11 protein-coding genes and 1 pseudogene are annotated in these 14,592 nt (G+C 50.2%); all 12 read right to left on the bottom strand.

Features of this window, described 5'->3' with window-relative positions; genetic code table 11:
- Positions 1 to 118 precede the first annotated feature (118 nt).
- The 12 genes and pseudogenes from BM205_RS20830 to BM205_RS20760 all read right to left on the bottom strand — a co-directional run bounded on the left by BM205_RS20830 (position 119) and on the right by BM205_RS20760 (position 14,578).
- Positions 119 to 454, bottom strand: a complete 336-nt coding sequence (locus BM205_RS20830; RefSeq protein ID WP_092416788.1) for a helix-turn-helix domain-containing protein — start codon at positions 452 to 454, stop codon at positions 119 to 121.
- Positions 451 to 675: pseudogene (locus BM205_RS20825) on the bottom strand (type II toxin-antitoxin system RelE/ParE family toxin); the annotation flags it as partial. The gene BM205_RS20830 and the pseudogene BM205_RS20825, both read right to left, overlap by 4 nt.
- A gap of 700 nt (positions 676 to 1,375) precedes the next feature.
- A complete protein-coding gene (locus tag BM205_RS20810) occupies positions 1,376 to 1,681 on the bottom strand; it encodes a helix-turn-helix domain-containing protein (RefSeq protein WP_092416785.1) in 306 nt (101 codons plus the stop codon).
- A 240-nt stretch (positions 1,682 to 1,921) separates the two neighbouring features.
- Positions 1,922 to 2,176 (bottom strand): AbrB/MazE/SpoVT family DNA-binding domain-containing protein, encoded by a 255-nt coding sequence (locus tag BM205_RS20805; RefSeq protein ID WP_092416784.1) that lies wholly within the window; start codon positions 2,174 to 2,176, stop codon positions 1,922 to 1,924.
- Between the two features lie 315 nt (positions 2,177 to 2,491).
- The gene (locus tag BM205_RS20800) at positions 2,492 to 4,189 is read right to left on the bottom strand and encodes a TniQ family protein (RefSeq protein ID WP_092416783.1); all 1,698 of its coding nucleotides are present in this window, start codon (positions 4,187 to 4,189) and stop codon (positions 2,492 to 2,494) included.
- Positions 4,190 to 4,203: 14 nt separating this feature from the next.
- Positions 4,204 to 6,027 (bottom strand): TnsD family Tn7-like transposition protein, encoded by a 1,824-nt coding sequence (locus BM205_RS20795; RefSeq protein ID WP_092416782.1) that lies wholly within the window; start codon positions 6,025 to 6,027, stop codon positions 4,204 to 4,206.
- Positions 6,028 to 6,038: 11 nt separating this feature from the next.
- The gene (locus BM205_RS20790) at positions 6,039 to 7,460 is read right to left on the bottom strand and encodes an ATP-binding protein (protein WP_092416781.1); all 1,422 of its coding nucleotides are present in this window, start codon (positions 7,458 to 7,460) and stop codon (positions 6,039 to 6,041) included.
- Positions 7,460 to 9,625, bottom strand: coding sequence for an integrase catalytic domain-containing protein (locus BM205_RS20785; protein ID WP_175511338.1), 2,166 nt, complete (start codon positions 9,623 to 9,625; stop codon positions 7,460 to 7,462). The genes BM205_RS20790 and BM205_RS20785 overlap by 1 nt, the downstream gene beginning before the upstream one ends.
- 7 nt (positions 9,626 to 9,632) lie before the next feature.
- On the bottom strand, positions 9,633 to 10,430 hold the full coding sequence (locus tag BM205_RS20780) for a TnsA endonuclease N-terminal domain-containing protein (protein WP_092416779.1): 798 nt from the start codon (positions 10,428 to 10,430) through the stop codon (positions 9,633 to 9,635).
- Between the two features lie 505 nt (positions 10,431 to 10,935).
- Positions 10,936 to 12,513: an argonaute/piwi family protein gene (locus BM205_RS20770; protein WP_092416777.1), complete on the bottom strand. Its 1,578-nt coding sequence runs from the start codon at positions 12,511 to 12,513 to the stop codon at positions 10,936 to 10,938.
- Positions 12,510 to 14,102, bottom strand: coding sequence for a TIR domain-containing protein (locus BM205_RS20765; protein WP_092416776.1), 1,593 nt, complete (start codon positions 14,100 to 14,102; stop codon positions 12,510 to 12,512). The genes BM205_RS20770 and BM205_RS20765 overlap by 4 nt, the downstream gene beginning before the upstream one ends.
- Before the next feature lie 338 nt (positions 14,103 to 14,440).
- Complete coding sequence (locus BM205_RS20760; protein WP_305763958.1) at positions 14,441 to 14,578, bottom strand: ATP-binding protein; 138 nt, start codon at positions 14,576 to 14,578, stop codon at positions 14,441 to 14,443.
- Positions 14,579 to 14,592: the final 14 nt, after the last annotated feature.

Raw genomic sequence — 14,592 nt, 5'->3', positions numbered from 1 at the left:
ATACGGGATTTTCGGTTCGTATAGTGACGATTCGACGCTGTGCGGTGGGAAGTCGCTGCCCCCAATGAGGGGAAGCAGCGACGTTGATTACTTGATTACAACTATTTTGTTGAGGGCATCAGCCTATCATGACGCTGACCGGCTTACCTACGCGAGCTAGCATATCCACCAGCGCATCAATAGTGAACTTGCTGGTTTTTTTATTTACGACGTCCGATACTCGGGGGCGGGTGACATGCAGAATCTCCGCCGCCTCGCCTTGCTTGAGGTGACTGTCCTTGATCCATGACACCAGTTCCCCCATGAGCTGCTCTTTGAGCGCCAGAGTATGGTCAATCCGCCCACGGGACTCCGCTTGATATCCCTTGGCATCGGCCTCAGAAAAGCCAAGTTCAGCGAACAAGTTCGCACCAGGCTTGGTGATATGTCGAACTTGCGTATCGATTTTGTTCATTTCGTTGTTTTCCTTTTTTGCACCATGGCCCGATAGCGAGCGTCAGCAATATCCTTATCAGATTTGGAAGTGGTTTCGGTCTTCTTTTGAAAACAGTGCAAGACGTATATTGCTTCCTCGAATTTAGCCACGTACGTTACCCTGAATATTCCACTAGCCTCCCGAATGCGAATTTCTCGGGCTCCCTGTCCAACATCGTCAAATGACTTCCAGTTGTCGGGATACCTTCGATTGTCTGGCCGAAGATTTTGAACTTATTAGCGGCGCCCGCGCTTACGCATTTTAGAGAATATCACCTGATTAATCGTCCCGCTCCGACTCCCCCTTCATTGCATCGAATGCCGCCTTCGCTGTCCCAGCCCGAGCATCAAGCTCGGCCAAGCGTTCATAATCACTACTCCCGAACTCTCGACCTACAGGAGATATTTGGTCCCAGGCTTCATCTATTGGCAGTCCCGCAGGTATCTCAGCCAACAAATCTTCAAGCTTGCAATATTTCTTTCGTCGAGCCGTCAAGGCGCTGTCGCGACTTCCGTACAGGGCACAAATACGCCGCTTTTTGGTTCGGTTTTTCATAAATGACGACCCTCGCCACAATAACGTTTGTTGCGGGTGAGTTAGGTAGATATATACAGCGGTTTGTCTTGTTTCTGAAGTGCTGTGCTGACAATTTTACCGGAATATGCAATCAACAGAGACAGTTGAAGAGTGCTCTAACCCCAAAAATTAGGCGAGAAATTGGCGCGGAAGAGTTATGGTTCCGGTTATCTGATAAGGCAAAGATATGGTTCCAATAGCGACAGCCAAGATCGCTATTGTTAGAAAAAACATAGTTTTTCTCTCTCTAATTTCGTCGCCTAGGCAATTTTATGATTCTGAGCGCGGCAAAATTATGATTCTAGGCACACAGGTCCTTGTCTATTACGATTCTCCAGCAAGAGTTGTACGTCGTAGCCTATTGGACAGAATTCTACTCAAGGCTGAGCTTTGCAGTTCTCCATCGGTCGGCACCATATTTGCTACTTCTTTTCTGACCAGGACGACGTCTAAACCAAGTTGGTCGCAAAGGGCAATCAACGTGTTCAGTTCCACATTAGCGGTGCCGGCTTCCAACCCCGAAAGCGTATTCCGGTGAACGCCACTGGCTTTGGCCAATTTTGTCTTGGGTTTCTTCTGGTGCACTCGCTCTGCGCGCAGGCTCTGACCGATTTGAAAGAGGGTTGCCATGTCTTTTAATGAATGCTTATTTAAACAGGCGTATAGCCAATATGCACAGTATAGGCAGCGTTACGTGTTTGCGCTGATGCTAGATTGGCCCAAGCTGCCGGAAATTGCTGCCCCACCCGCATGCTTCGAAAACAACGACCCAATGCGGGATTGCAGAGGTTCGATATGGGTCAGTTAAAATCAGCCGCGGGTCAAATTCGAGTCAGCGCCAACATTCGGGTATCCAAATTTTGCTCACTATCAAAATACCTCGGCACCGACGCGACCAGAGGGCATCGCCTCTCCGCCGTGTTTTGCAGGATCATAAGCTGCCAGCCTTTGCTCTAGCGTGAGTTTTGGAGAACCTTTCCGGTGAACCACCACGCCGAAATCGTCAGTGGACATTTCCACGGGCTGTCCAGCCACAAAGTGAACTTTTCGTGCCAGAGCTGCGGGAATACGTACTGCCAAGCTATTACCCCATTGCTGAACGGTTAAAGTTGCTACCTTACTCATAATAACTCCTTCAATATAGATACAAGCATATGCGAAAACTCAATGTATCAACACGTTTATACGCGCACCGACGTCGACGTTGTCCGCTTGCAGCGCCAATCGCTCTCGTATAACACGGCTAACAATCCCCGCTATACTAATGATCGAATTTAATTTGCGAGGGCTGAAATCGTGAAGGGTCGACGCTTTAAAACACAAGCCGATGATGATCGTTATATCAAGCAAGGATGGCCAAGCTTGAGACGGAAAAGGCCGCTCTACACGGCAGCTTTTTCACATCTATAGATTGAACTCCTAAAGCGTGAACGGCAAAACTCACTCATGTGCCGGTAGAGAGGTAACGTAGGAACGAAAAAGCTCGACGAGTTCCTTCGACCAGCCTCTGTACGGGAGTCGCGCCATGACAGCAGAAATCCTCACCGGCCTCCCTTTGCGTTTCTTATGTTCATCCCAGATAATCCACCTAAGCTGGCGCTCCTTCAAAGTTCTCCGTGCCTCCGCAACCTGCTCGCTTAGTGCAGGAGAATTGAGTATTGCCAACATTGCCTGAGTTCCGCTCAACCCAACGACCCTGCCAAGTTGGTTGTATGAGATATGCCGAGGCTTGCTATCGTTCTGAGCCAACAAGACCTTGAGTGCCTCTCCAAGACGATCCTGTCTCTGCCGCAAAACTTTCTGGGCCATACCAGAACGTTTCTTCTGGATAGTCCTTGGCGCCAGAATAGCGCGCACCTTTTCGTAAGTATCCATATCGCGAGCCATCATCCTACGCATCACTGCGCAACGAAGTACAAGAGTAGGATCGTCTGCTTTCAATCTAGTTTCAATCTCATGACGATCCTCTGCAAGGCTTGGGAGCGGTTTAAGCTTCCTGCCTAACTTAGCTTGCAACCAATCCAGATCCCAAATTCGCAAATAACAATACGACCGCATGCTCGCCGGACTTTCAATCCCCTGCAGCATTCGCTGCTGGAAATACGCCCTGGCGGTCGCAATTTCAGACGTTACAGACTTAGTCTCCCGCCTGATAGGCTTGTCCGACGTGGATTTCATCGCTCGATATCTACTGATTGCTTCCTCAATCGATAGCCCGAGAATAGCAAACATCATAGGAATCCTCACTGCGGCTCCCGCTCCATCGCTCCTATGGACAAGTTCGCGCAACGCACCTGGTGGCCGCATAACGAATGCGCCTGTTTCAGAAGACAATGCGCTAAAGGCTTCACGAAGAACGGGCATATAGCGTTTGCTACACAATGGATCGTGTCTCCTCGCCAACGCTAACATGGCCTGCTGGAGTTCTCCCCACGACAAATCCACCGACTCTATTGCAAGAGCCTCTTCTCCGATGCGCCCAAGGCGCTCATAGATCTCAGGGATCTCCTGTTTGCCGTGGACCTCAATACGCCTGTCCGTCCCACATTCACATATCCTGGTTAACATTCCCCAGCCATTGCGCCTCATTGAACGTGTCGAAGCGCCGCAACTTGCACAGGAGCTACGTAATGCGATCGAATGCTTGAAGCAGTAAAACGACGTCACTAGCTGATGATGCGTACGCCAATATGGTTGTCTTCTCTCATCAATATCTTCTGCAATACACGATGAACAATGCCATCTTTCTTCATGGCTTGATGTCAGACGCCCCAGCCCTCTCAGCGACCGCATGGGCGTATCTTGAGCAATGCTCGTTGCTGGCATGCGCAAATCAGTGGTCCCAGGTACAACTCCTTGAGATGCTCCGCGAAAAACCGACCAGAATTTCAGAGTGCTATGTTTCTTGATCGCCTCTTCATAGCTTACTCCCAGCCCGTCAAACAGCATTTCAATGCGCGGATTGAAATTCAATAAATCGAATTGAATCTGATAGAAGACATATCCCATCCCACTGCGATGCGTCAGATTAAGCCAAGCCCCTGATCCATTACACGCCTCAACGCGCGCCAACCAGGATCCCAAAACTTCATCCGAATACGGTGCAGGTACAAACGGAAGCAAACGCGGACCACTCATTATTTAGCTATTCCTTAGATCATTCTTATATCGCCGCCAATTAAGGTTTTCCTCATCCGGATTCCAGATTTTCTATTGACCATCCATTCCGGAGGTTCAGTTATCCCCTCTTGAACCAACCCACGCTGCGCAGATTTCCATCGACGTGCACGGAACGATGCGTCGCTTTCGGCATAATAGTCCAGTGCCTTTTTCACCTGAGGAAATTTTGCATAGTTTCGTCGAATCATCGTTTCGTGACTTGTTGATCGAAGCAGAAATGTAGCAGATACCCGCTTCCTTCGGGATCCTCGTTCCACGCCGGCTACATCACGGATCAACGATGCGAAATAGGTGTCGCGAACGGACCAATCCACCCGAGCATTTGTCAGAGCCTTAGGCTTAGAACGGATAGGGCAATGTTCTATCAACCACTTCCGGTCATGACGATAGAGCCACGAATAGACGCTTGGAAGCTGCTGCCGAAGGGATGTAGTGCCGGCAAAGGGATGCGACTTCATTAAATCAAGCCATTCTTCTCTACGTCGTTGTTCAGCACGGCGATCTGGCTGAATGCGTTCGTTATTTGCTGCCAACGCACGATAAACTGTTGAAAGAGATAAGTTCACTTCTTCTGAGATTCCAGCTGCACGGCAGCCATCTCTTGCCAATTTAACTATCTCGTTTTCTTGTTCGCTCATAAGTATTTTTGGCCTAAGTCCGACTGCCAGCTTCAATGCTCTTCGTTTCGTTACGATGCCATTTACCGATCTTCCTGTTTGTCGAGCTACCTCCCGGCAGGATAGTGATTGATCATGAAGCAATCGCTCCAGATCACCGTCATTCCTGGACGCCAGCTTGGGAGACATCGAATAAACCCTTCTAAGTGATTTATCCTCTATGCTACGGTTTTCTGTGGCGGTAAAAAAGCTTCCCAAATCACCGTATAGATATCCTGCCAATAAGATATGGCAAATAGGGTGCATGTTTCGCTTCGGCCTTTGGCAAAGATCTCGCAACCAGCGGAGGGGTTGGCTCGGTGAAGAAAGCAACCGCTCCTGACAATACATTCCAGAAAACCAGTCGTAGTGGTCGCCGACTAATTGCGCCAATACTTCCCAATGGATCTTGTTTCCTGTGCCCAGACCTAATCTGGCTATGCCGGCGTAATATCGCCCGGTTCGCTCTTCATCCGATAGAGGCTTCGCACTGCAATGTAGAGCCTGCTCCGATAACAAGGCAAAACGCTCTGCGCATAAGCCGAAAACAGCGCTAGCATTTTTCGCCGTTCCCGAATGCGATACATGCAGGGTGTGCCTGTTTGCCTGACCGCTCTGTACTACATGAAATTGGAGGCTACAGCCATGCGCGGGACATATTGAAACGCCCGGCAACTGATGAACTCGAAACCAGGTTTTGCAGCCAAACTCCTCCTCGCATGCGGCATCGCATTTAATGCAGCTTTTAAGCAGTACTGTCGCCCCAAATCCATTTGCCAAGAGACCGACGCCTGCCTTTAAGCCGTTACCATTAACTGAGCACATGCTATTCAAAAGCAACCCTCGTCGTTGCCTGGACATAAATCGACTGAAGTATGGATAAAGCGTCGCCTGGCATGCGACATCCGGGGTCCCAAGGAAAGGCCCCCACTCCTTGGTCTGCCGGCAGAAGTACCTCAACCCACATGGCAAATCTCCACTTAGGGTAGACGTATGTGATCCAAAAAGGGCTTTTAGCGTTGAACGAGGATTAGGCAGCCCATTTAAAACATGTAAGCGCGAAATCCAAGCATAGAGGAGTTCTCCCGGAATGAAATTCGGGACATAGGGAAATACGCACGCATGTGTACGCCTAGCCATAGCCTGTACAGCTAAAAGGGGATCTCCATCGGCAGCGTCACCTTGGCTTCTTCCTTTTCCTTTTTGGGGATGACGGGCTTAGCTGGCTTTTTCCTTTGGGGCTTCCTCTCTTCAACGGGCTCTTGCTTCTCCAGCTCCTGAAATTCCTCTTCCTTCGCTGTTGGCTGATCCGTCCCACCTTTCCAAGCAATCAAGGATCGTAACGGTTCAGCGCCCGAAAGCAAGTCGTCAAACACAGCAAGCGCTGCAGGATCACCAGAGAGAAGTGCGGCTATGGCTGGCTGAAGACTTGCCATATCGTATCGCGCGACGCGCTCAAAAGCTGCGCGATCAACCGTTTCGCGCCCACCAATCTCGTTTCGTTGAGCCAACATAAATGCCAACGCGGTGAATGCTGGATTTCCTCCGCTCGCGTCAAACCATGCCCGCTTGATATCGTCTGACAATTTCAATGGTTTCGCCACAAACTGATAGTCCCAATATGTCTCGCAGAAGCTATTGAATTCAATATCGCCGTACTTCATTTGAACGAAGTGTGAATCCCCCCCAGATCCAAGCTTCCGAAGATTACGCACGTTCTGACTAACTACCGTCTCAAGCGCCGGCGTGCCTGCTATAACCAACGTAACTCCAGCGCGTTCAATGATTTCACTAAAGAGGTTCAGAACGAAGACGGCATTCCCACCTTTCGCGGCTTTGAGATTTTGCAGCTCGTCCACAAAAATTACGCCGACTGATGCCACCGTCGCGACATGTGCCATAAGCAGAGACATCCGTGCAATGCCGCTGACTGATCGTGCCTGCCGATAGAAATTCGTGTTCCCGAGAATACCGTCCACCACCTCAAAGAACTGCAGGCACAAACTCTTTAGGGTGGCATCATGAGCCATGCGGAGGTTCACCCATGGAATCTGGCGGCAAACAAGCGGCTTTCCTTTGTATTCGCGGTGTTCAATGACAATCTGATACGGTAGCGAGAATGCAGTTGCGAAAGTTGTTTTTCCACTCCCACTAATTCCTATAAGCGTCTGTCCCTTAGCGGTGCTTACCCAATTGTTTGGAATAGCGAATTCCCCGTCTCCCGACGCAATCGCCAAACGGCGTTGCATATCCACAGGATTGAGTGGATTTCGGGCGACATATGCCTCCCGAATGTTCAGAGTCAAATTCATGCCGGCACGCTGATATTCCGCAAATGGATATACAAGAGTGCGAATACGTCCCAGCTCCGCTGCGCGGATGATCTCTCCCTTTTTTAGCTCACTCTTGGTGGGAGTGAGGGGATAGTTTTGCAAGCGCGACAAAATGGCATTCTTGCTTTCCTCCATGGGAGGCAACGCCTCAATGAAGGGGTTGCCATCAAAGTCACTTACCCCCGTCGGGCGGTACGTTGCAGGAATACTGATGTATAGCGTGTCTGTCCTGGCTCTCATTACTTCCTCCTTCTCATTCGCTCAATAGTCTCGCGACGCTCACGCTCCTCAAGCTCTTCTCCTTGCGATCTCGCATCGACTCTGGATGCCCTACCTGCCGTTGGCATACCGACTGCGACTTTAGTTGGGCGTCCCAATATGGCATCCTTGACTCTCTCGCTCTCGGCTTCTCTCCGAACTTTCTTATGCTCTGTTGCGGTTGTAGACTCGACCACGTGGCTCCCCTTCCCTCCTCGATCTCTGGCCAATCGCAATTGCCCATCGACAAATGAATCATTCCTAGTCTTAGCAATCAAGAGCCTATGTTTGTCGTGGAGCTGATCTTCTTCCTCTAGAGTGATTTCTTGCAGTTCTTGAAGCCCGGCTTTGTCAACCTTCCACAGCGGCCAGTCCTGGCCTCCAATCGGAACAAAAATCTCCACAGGATATGAGCGGTCAACCTTAATATCGATTGCAGAACGACTAGATGTCGAGTGCCGAGCTTGCCGTTCAGCTGCAGCATTGGCAGGATAGTATTTCCGGTTTCTGAACATGACGGCACCATTGGCAATGGTGCCCTTGTCATTCCCCATCAGAAGTCGCAGATAGTCAGCATCTTCTAATGGCGGACACTCGAGACCAGTAATGTTTTCCAATCCCCAAAGATAGGCATCTCTGGGGGTAGGCCTGACTTGTGCGCGCCGCAATATCGTCTTCGCCTCAAGATGTCGGTGAGAACTATTGTTGTGTTCGTCGACGATATCAATGAGAGTCCAATATAGCTCTCGTAGAGAATAAGCAGCAGCACCTTTGGCAACACGAAATTTGCGTCGACTTTTAGGATCCAAAGGCCGATCCTGGAACCCACCTTTGAGACGCCGATCCGCCATCCTGTCTTTAAGCTTTCGAATGGTTCTCTCGATAATTCCTTTACCGTCTGGGCAAAGAGGCGGAAGAGTTTCAGGTTCGATATGCAGTCCATCGACCGCCGCCTCGAGCATTGCGCGCGAGATCATCTCGGATCCCCGATCCTGAACCATATGAGAACATATCCGGCCCTGAGGCCACCTATCTTCATCTACATTGATGCCGAGATTTCGGAAACGCCGATTACGTGGAGTAAACGCGATCAAGAGTGCGATTCGTATCTCTTCCCATGACGCCGGCCGCAACGTCACGTAAATACTTACGATAAAGCGGCTCCACCGATCTAAGATCAGATAGATCACAGGTGTGCCCAAGACAACATCCGGATTCTCACTATCGACAAGGTGAATGCGGCCGCCGGTTGCATCTATTTCGTAATATTCTCCAGGCCCCACCGCTAAGGTAGCTCCCTTCTGCTGCCTATGACTTTGGCCCGCGTTTTCTGCCATCTCCGCCGTAAAGCTCGCGTACTGGCCGGTGTAATCCCGGAACTGTTTAATGGTTACAGGCTGCGGACACTGCTTGTCGAGATACTTCTTGTATAAGTCTGGATTTCTTTTGCTGAAGTGCTGCGCCAAGTACTCGCTATGAGCAACCGTCTTTTTTACTTTCCCCTTTTTCGCCAGATCCTCATAGCAACTCACCATATCGTCAATGTCATCTCTTGTTACCGAGAATTCATTTCGCCCCAGTATCTCAGCCTCTACAGGCTGGCGCCCTCTTCGCCGACTCGTGACACCTCTTGATATAGTTGAATCAGTGTTAACGCCCTCCCACTCTATGGGACGCCCAACTTTCAGCGGCTGCAGCGCTGCCTTTAACCTACCGAAATAGTAGAAGCGAAGCAGCATGCGACGTAGCGAGACAGGGCTAATATCGAGCTCAACAGCTCGGCGTTGAATGTGGACCGTGAACATGGAGCGCCCCAACGCGCGCTCATCTTCAAAAATCTCCACCAAAGGCTTGATGGCCTCGTAAGTCCAATCGCATTCTTCGGAGCTCAGCAAAAATTCTGGCGGCAACCGCAAACGCCCAATTTGCCACTCTGACGTCTCTAGCCACCGCAGCAATTTCCCGAGGCTCATTTCATAGGGGCGCTTAGCATACCGCGCCATATCTGGCGTCGACACAGGAATAACGTATATGCACTTAGGAAAAATATGCGTTATCCGCACCATCTCTGATGCAGCTTCCAAGCCCATCCTGATAACCAAGCCTATCTGAACTTTCTCTTGGGCAGGGCTAGGCGTAAAGGTCATATTGTTCTCAGCGTTTTCCATCGAGTGTGACCGGTAGATGCATTGTGAGCTTTGAGTTCAATTTAACAGGGATGAGCCCGGCCCACGCGCAATAGCGAAAGTCATTTTGCGCCAGGGAATAACCTCGCTTCATGCGTGAAGCACAAGCCTGAATCAATTCCTTAAGGGGAACATTGGGCTCATAGAGCTTCAGAAACATTTGGCTGAAGTCATTTGCAATGCGCTCATCGGCAGAATAACGATGCGAGAACCAGCCACGCATGAATACCAATGTCGACTGAAGATCGTCAGAAAACCCGGAAACGTCGACAAGCTTCCAGTCGAGAGCATTTCTCTCGCTCCATTGATATTCCACATTAAGCTTCGCACGAGTCTTTTCGTCTGCCGCATCTCCCGGTGTTTTGATACTTCGAGCCTGGTAGACCAGGCGCCCCTCTTTCTGTCTCGTGACCAGAAAGTCGAAGGTAAATGGCTCCGGATAGCGACCGGCAGCAGGATGCTTAACGCCCAGCTCGGCACAAAGAGACTGCGTCTCACTGAGAGCCAGAATGGGAAACTGCTCTCGTATATCGACAACATCGGGTTGTCGGTCCAAATAGTGGAAATAGATTCTCTCCAGCTTGGAGAGCAAGTGATAGGTACGACCCGTGGTAATCCCCTTCGGATTACCCGAACTACCGTCAGATGGCACATCACGAACCCTCAACCAAGGACGGTAGTTTGAGCCAGTGCCCAGACCAAACCCTCTCTTTAGTCGAGAATGCCAATACGTCGGATATGTAGATAGATCAGTGGACCATTCCATACCCTATTCTAACACCATTAATTAGGATATTATCCTAATTAATAGTTACTCAACGGCTTCTTTATTGTCGATGAATAAAAATGTTTGACACAAAATAAAAAAATTTGACACAAGATAAAAAAGTTTGACACAAGAACCAGCACAATTGCGATTTCCATCAATGGCGACAAGGGCTTTTTCGATTCAAACGAATACTTTCTGATTCAATCGTCCCTGTCGCCAGTTCGTCATTTCAGCAGAAAGGCTCGGGAGCGTAGACTTCCAATGGTTGATGAATTCATCCTTAGAATTCTCAACACGGTTCAGTCGATTTCAGTCAATCGATTGACGCGCTTCTTTGGCTTTGAAGGACGCGATCTGAGTATTGCTATTTCCGACCTTCAGGCCAGGGGGGTGGTTGTATTGGAAGCTGACACGCTAATTTTGCATGCATCGTCGCAAGAACTGTTCCGTACCTCATCGTACTGCAGCATTGAATCCAATGCCGCAATACGTTACATATCGTTCAAGCGTAATATTTAAAATTGTGCTTCCATTTATCGGAAGGCAGGCCAGGGTTGGCCAATAAAATCTCACCGACGCGGTCAGAATACTTAACCGTAATAGGCTGTCCCTCGCCTAGCTGACACGCATTGTAATTCAACTTGGTCAGCCCTAAAATGTCCTTCGCGATCTGAACCAGATCGCCATTGCCATGCTGTACCGTAATGGCCAAAGGAACAGGGACTTCGAAGCCATCGTAGGTCGCAATTCTAGGCTTAAACCCGTTGGTGAATAGCAAGCCGTATCGGCCAGAGCGCTGCCAAAAGACGCCGCGCTGTACCGGATGCTGGCCCCGTTTCGCAACATCGGGATGCTCATCGTATCGATACAGGCGTAGGCCGCCACGATCTTGTCGAACACGAATAGCGACTAAGTTGACACTTGGAGGGCACGCTCTAAGAAAGCCTTGGTACTCCTCAGTATCAATCCCAGACCGCGCATGCAGAAAAATCTCCTTTAGTGGGCGTCCATCCTCTTGTCTATAGGTCTCAATGATCCCCCGCAGCAGTGCTTCAGCCTTGTCAGGCGGTAGGTGAAATTCACCGCGGTCCTTCGAATACCATGGTCCAAATTCTCCAACGAAGACGACACCATCACCACTATCAAGAAACATCTGTGCAGCACAACATGCATTGCGACCGTCTTCGGTAAGCTTGTAAGCAAGTCCAACGTAGCAAACGCCTTCTCTGGCCCACGGTGTCTTCCATGGTTTGGCTCCGCATTTGTAGTACACCGCTGTACTAAAATTCCAGAGGCGATCGGATAACGGATTGGTCCCGGGCTCGCCGTTACGCACTTGCGGCGTGACCTGTAACGTAGATTCTTTGACGATCTGAACTGGTAATTCATGCGCCATCATCCGCGCTTTCAATTGTCGACGGAAGTCCGGTGATAGGCCACGAGCCTCCTCGAACTCTGCAATGTCTTCCAACTTAGCGGTTACGACTGGATCTTCGTCATCGAACATGCGAGATTGACCGTTATTTCGGTCGACAATGGCTTGCTTAAGGAAATTGACTTCACCTCTACTGCGGGCCACATCGCTCTGGTTAGCGCGCGCTACCGAAGAATTTGGGCGACAGTTCTCAAAGACTTCGTCAGGAACGACACATACAGCCAAGGCCGGTCGGTTATCCAACTTCGAAAGCCGCTCCAACTGCTGCATGTATAGATTTGCTACGGTAAAAGCTCGATCATGTTTATCCGCTTTTCGCGACGCGCCAGACAACGAGTCGGCATCAACGGCGTAGCTCCGGATCGGATTCGGCCATTTTGCGCCGAAGGCTACATTGAAGCCTGGGAACGGTGGCCAGGCGCGATGGCGCCCAGGATCTACGCAAGCAGCCGGCGCGTTCAACGCTGCACACCACTCTCTCCAGAGACCAATCCCCTGTGGAGTTCCAATAACGATATTTTCTGGCATTTGTGAGCGCGATTCGGCAGGCCCGAAGAGTGCCAGGCCATCATGCGGATCTTCGGCTGTTTGACCATGTCCGAACTCAAGCAAAGGCTCACCTAGAAAGTGAAAGGTATCGGTCATACGTCTGAGGCTCCTATTGAAGCAGAAGGTATTTTGTCCTCGTCTTCATCGTCATCATCTCGAGTTCTATACTCAGCAATCTCATGACCGATGTCCGACAATCCAGAGAGGGCCATCACGTCTAAACCAACCGGACACTCCCAACTCAGTGGCTTAGTCTGCATCACAATGGCCCGCACGCCTTCACCTATTTCAATCTGCCCCTCTGAAGTTTGCAGGGCTTGCACCACTCCAAGTAAACGTGCAAGCCATTGCTTGTTCCACCAGCTTTTGCTGACAATCTTCCGACGTCGACCAATTTCCTTCCCTTCAAACATGCCGCCTTCAAGGGTGGTCACTCGAATATAGACTCTTACGATGACATTCCAGGTTCCGTCATCGTCCCATTGCACCCGAAACATAGGAGAAAGCTGATATAGAAACCGGGAAGCACGATCGCCCCAGCCCTTGGTACGCTCGCCGGTCAGTTGCACTTTCGTCGAACGTCCATCGACGTGCTGTATAGACTGGTTCCAGTCGCCGGACTCTCGTGTTGGAAAATAGAAAACCCTTCTGTCACCACAAAAACTCAGTCCTTTCTGCACACATACGATTTCAAGACTTCGTCGTACAAGCTGTTTAGCGATGTCAGAAGTCCGCTTACCGTCCCTGTACGGAATGTCTGTCCAAAGGAATTCAGGAATATGCTCAACTTTGACTGAAGAAAAAATCTGTTTTGGCGGGGGCGTAAATGCAACTAAACGATATTCGCTGAGGTTAACGAACGCCCATTGCGTGGACAGCTCGTACGATTCTTGCTCTGTCAACGGCTTTCGAAGATCGAAGGTAAGCATGCTCTTCGGCAAGCGAAGAGGAAACACATTCGCAAAAACGGGCTCCGGTTTTGCTACCGTCACATGGGTAGGTAGATAGTCTCTTAAAGCGATCTGCCTTCCTCGCTCTAGATCGAGTGCTGGCTTAATACCCAGCGTCCCCAGCCGCGCAATGACTTGCGTCAAACCGATATTCCAAGACGCGCAAAAATCCGCCGGCACCAATTTGGAAAGTCTTGATGGCATTGCCTCATCACCGCCACTGTTCGCACGACAGGGGAGCACAAAATTTTCCTTACTTGCCGCAATAGTGCAGCGTTCCAAAAACACGCCATTGGTCAAACTGGACGTTGAGATTACAGGCAAATAGTGAATTGCGCGGACTTCAAGCAACTTTCGAACGGTGTCATCGAAATTTTCTCCCGCAAGCGGCGCTGTCCCATGGCACCAGGTTCGAAATCCAGCGAGCGAAAGCCGACGGGCCAACCACGTAGCTACGGCGTGATCCGCACTAACGTGATCTATGAGAATGGTGTCTCTGCTTTCCGAGATGGACTGGCCGCCGAGTTGCGAAAAAAAGGGGGGAGTGAAAATACTGGAATGCTGCGCAATTAAATAACGCTGCGGCCCGACGAGTTGCACTCGTAATCGCTCGAGATCAAACAGGTCGAACTGCCAACCATATTGCTCGGTGACGATCTTATACGCCACATCCTTCTGCGACGCAGATAGCGCCTCCGTACAAACAAATACGAAACAATCGGGATCATGTCCCATTTCATCGACTCGCTTGCAGTCGCTTTCTAGTTTGACACGCCAATCCGATCGGACTGTATAAGCGAAGACAATTTTCTTCCCTGCCGTGTCGGTCCGAACGATGGCGTCCCGCCCTCCATCGCCAGTTCCACCTAGCGGGTCAATACCCGGATAACCTGTCAATGCCGGAGTGAAGATGTACCAAATGGCACGTTAAAAGTGTACCAATCCGGGTTAATAAATAGAGCCGTTCAGGCCCTGGATTTTTCTCTTTTCAATCCACATTTCTATGCAAGGTAGAATTGGGGTGACGGGCGTAGCGCAGCGTAGCCCGTTTCCTCAAGACGTTGTTTTTGCTGTTACGGGTTGGCCCCTCCTTTTTCAGCATTGACGTTTGGTTTGGCATTGCGCTGCTGCCGTTTCTTGCTGGTGGCCAATCGATACGATTCGCCGTTCATCTCCAGGATGTGGACGTGATGGGTGAGCCGGTCGAGCAACGCTCCGGTCAACC

It is taken from the genome of Collimonas sp. OK307 (assembly GCF_900113705.1).
Taxonomy (GTDB): domain Bacteria; phylum Pseudomonadota; class Gammaproteobacteria; order Burkholderiales; family Burkholderiaceae_D; genus Collimonas.
This window is presented reverse-complemented; position numbering and strand designations above follow the sequence as displayed.

Excerpts from the sequence above, each read along its gene's own strand:
- BM205_RS20830 (WP_092416788.1), bottom strand. The coding sequence starts at position 454 with ATGAACAAAATCGATACGCAAGTTCGACATATCACCAAGCCTGGTGCG.
- BM205_RS20810 (WP_092416785.1), bottom strand. The coding sequence starts at position 1,681 with ATGGCAACCCTCTTTCAAATCGGTCAGAGCCTGCGCGCAGAGCGAGTG.
- BM205_RS20805 (WP_092416784.1), bottom strand. The coding sequence starts at position 2,176 with ATGAGTAAGGTAGCAACTTTAACCGTTCAGCAATGGGGTAATAGCTTG.
- BM205_RS20800 (WP_092416783.1), bottom strand. The coding sequence starts at position 4,189 with ATGAGTGGTCCGCGTTTGCTTCCGTTTGTACCTGCACCGTATTCGGAT.
- BM205_RS20795 (WP_092416782.1), bottom strand. The coding sequence starts at position 6,027 with ATGGCTAGGCGTACACATGCGTGCGTATTTCCCTATGTCCCGAATTTC.
- BM205_RS20790 (WP_092416781.1), bottom strand. The coding sequence starts at position 7,460 with ATGAGAGCCAGGACAGACACGCTATACATCAGTATTCCTGCAACGTAC.
- BM205_RS20785 (WP_175511338.1), bottom strand. The coding sequence starts at position 9,625 with ATGACCTTTACGCCTAGCCCTGCCCAAGAGAAAGTTCAGATAGGCTTG.
- BM205_RS20780 (WP_092416779.1), bottom strand. The coding sequence starts at position 10,430 with ATGGAATGGTCCACTGATCTATCTACATATCCGACGTATTGGCATTCT.
- BM205_RS20770 (WP_092416777.1), bottom strand. The coding sequence starts at position 12,513 with ATGACCGATACCTTTCACTTTCTAGGTGAGCCTTTGCTTGAGTTCGGA.
- BM205_RS20765 (WP_092416776.1), bottom strand. The coding sequence starts at position 14,102 with ATGGGACATGATCCCGATTGTTTCGTATTTGTTTGTACGGAGGCGCTA.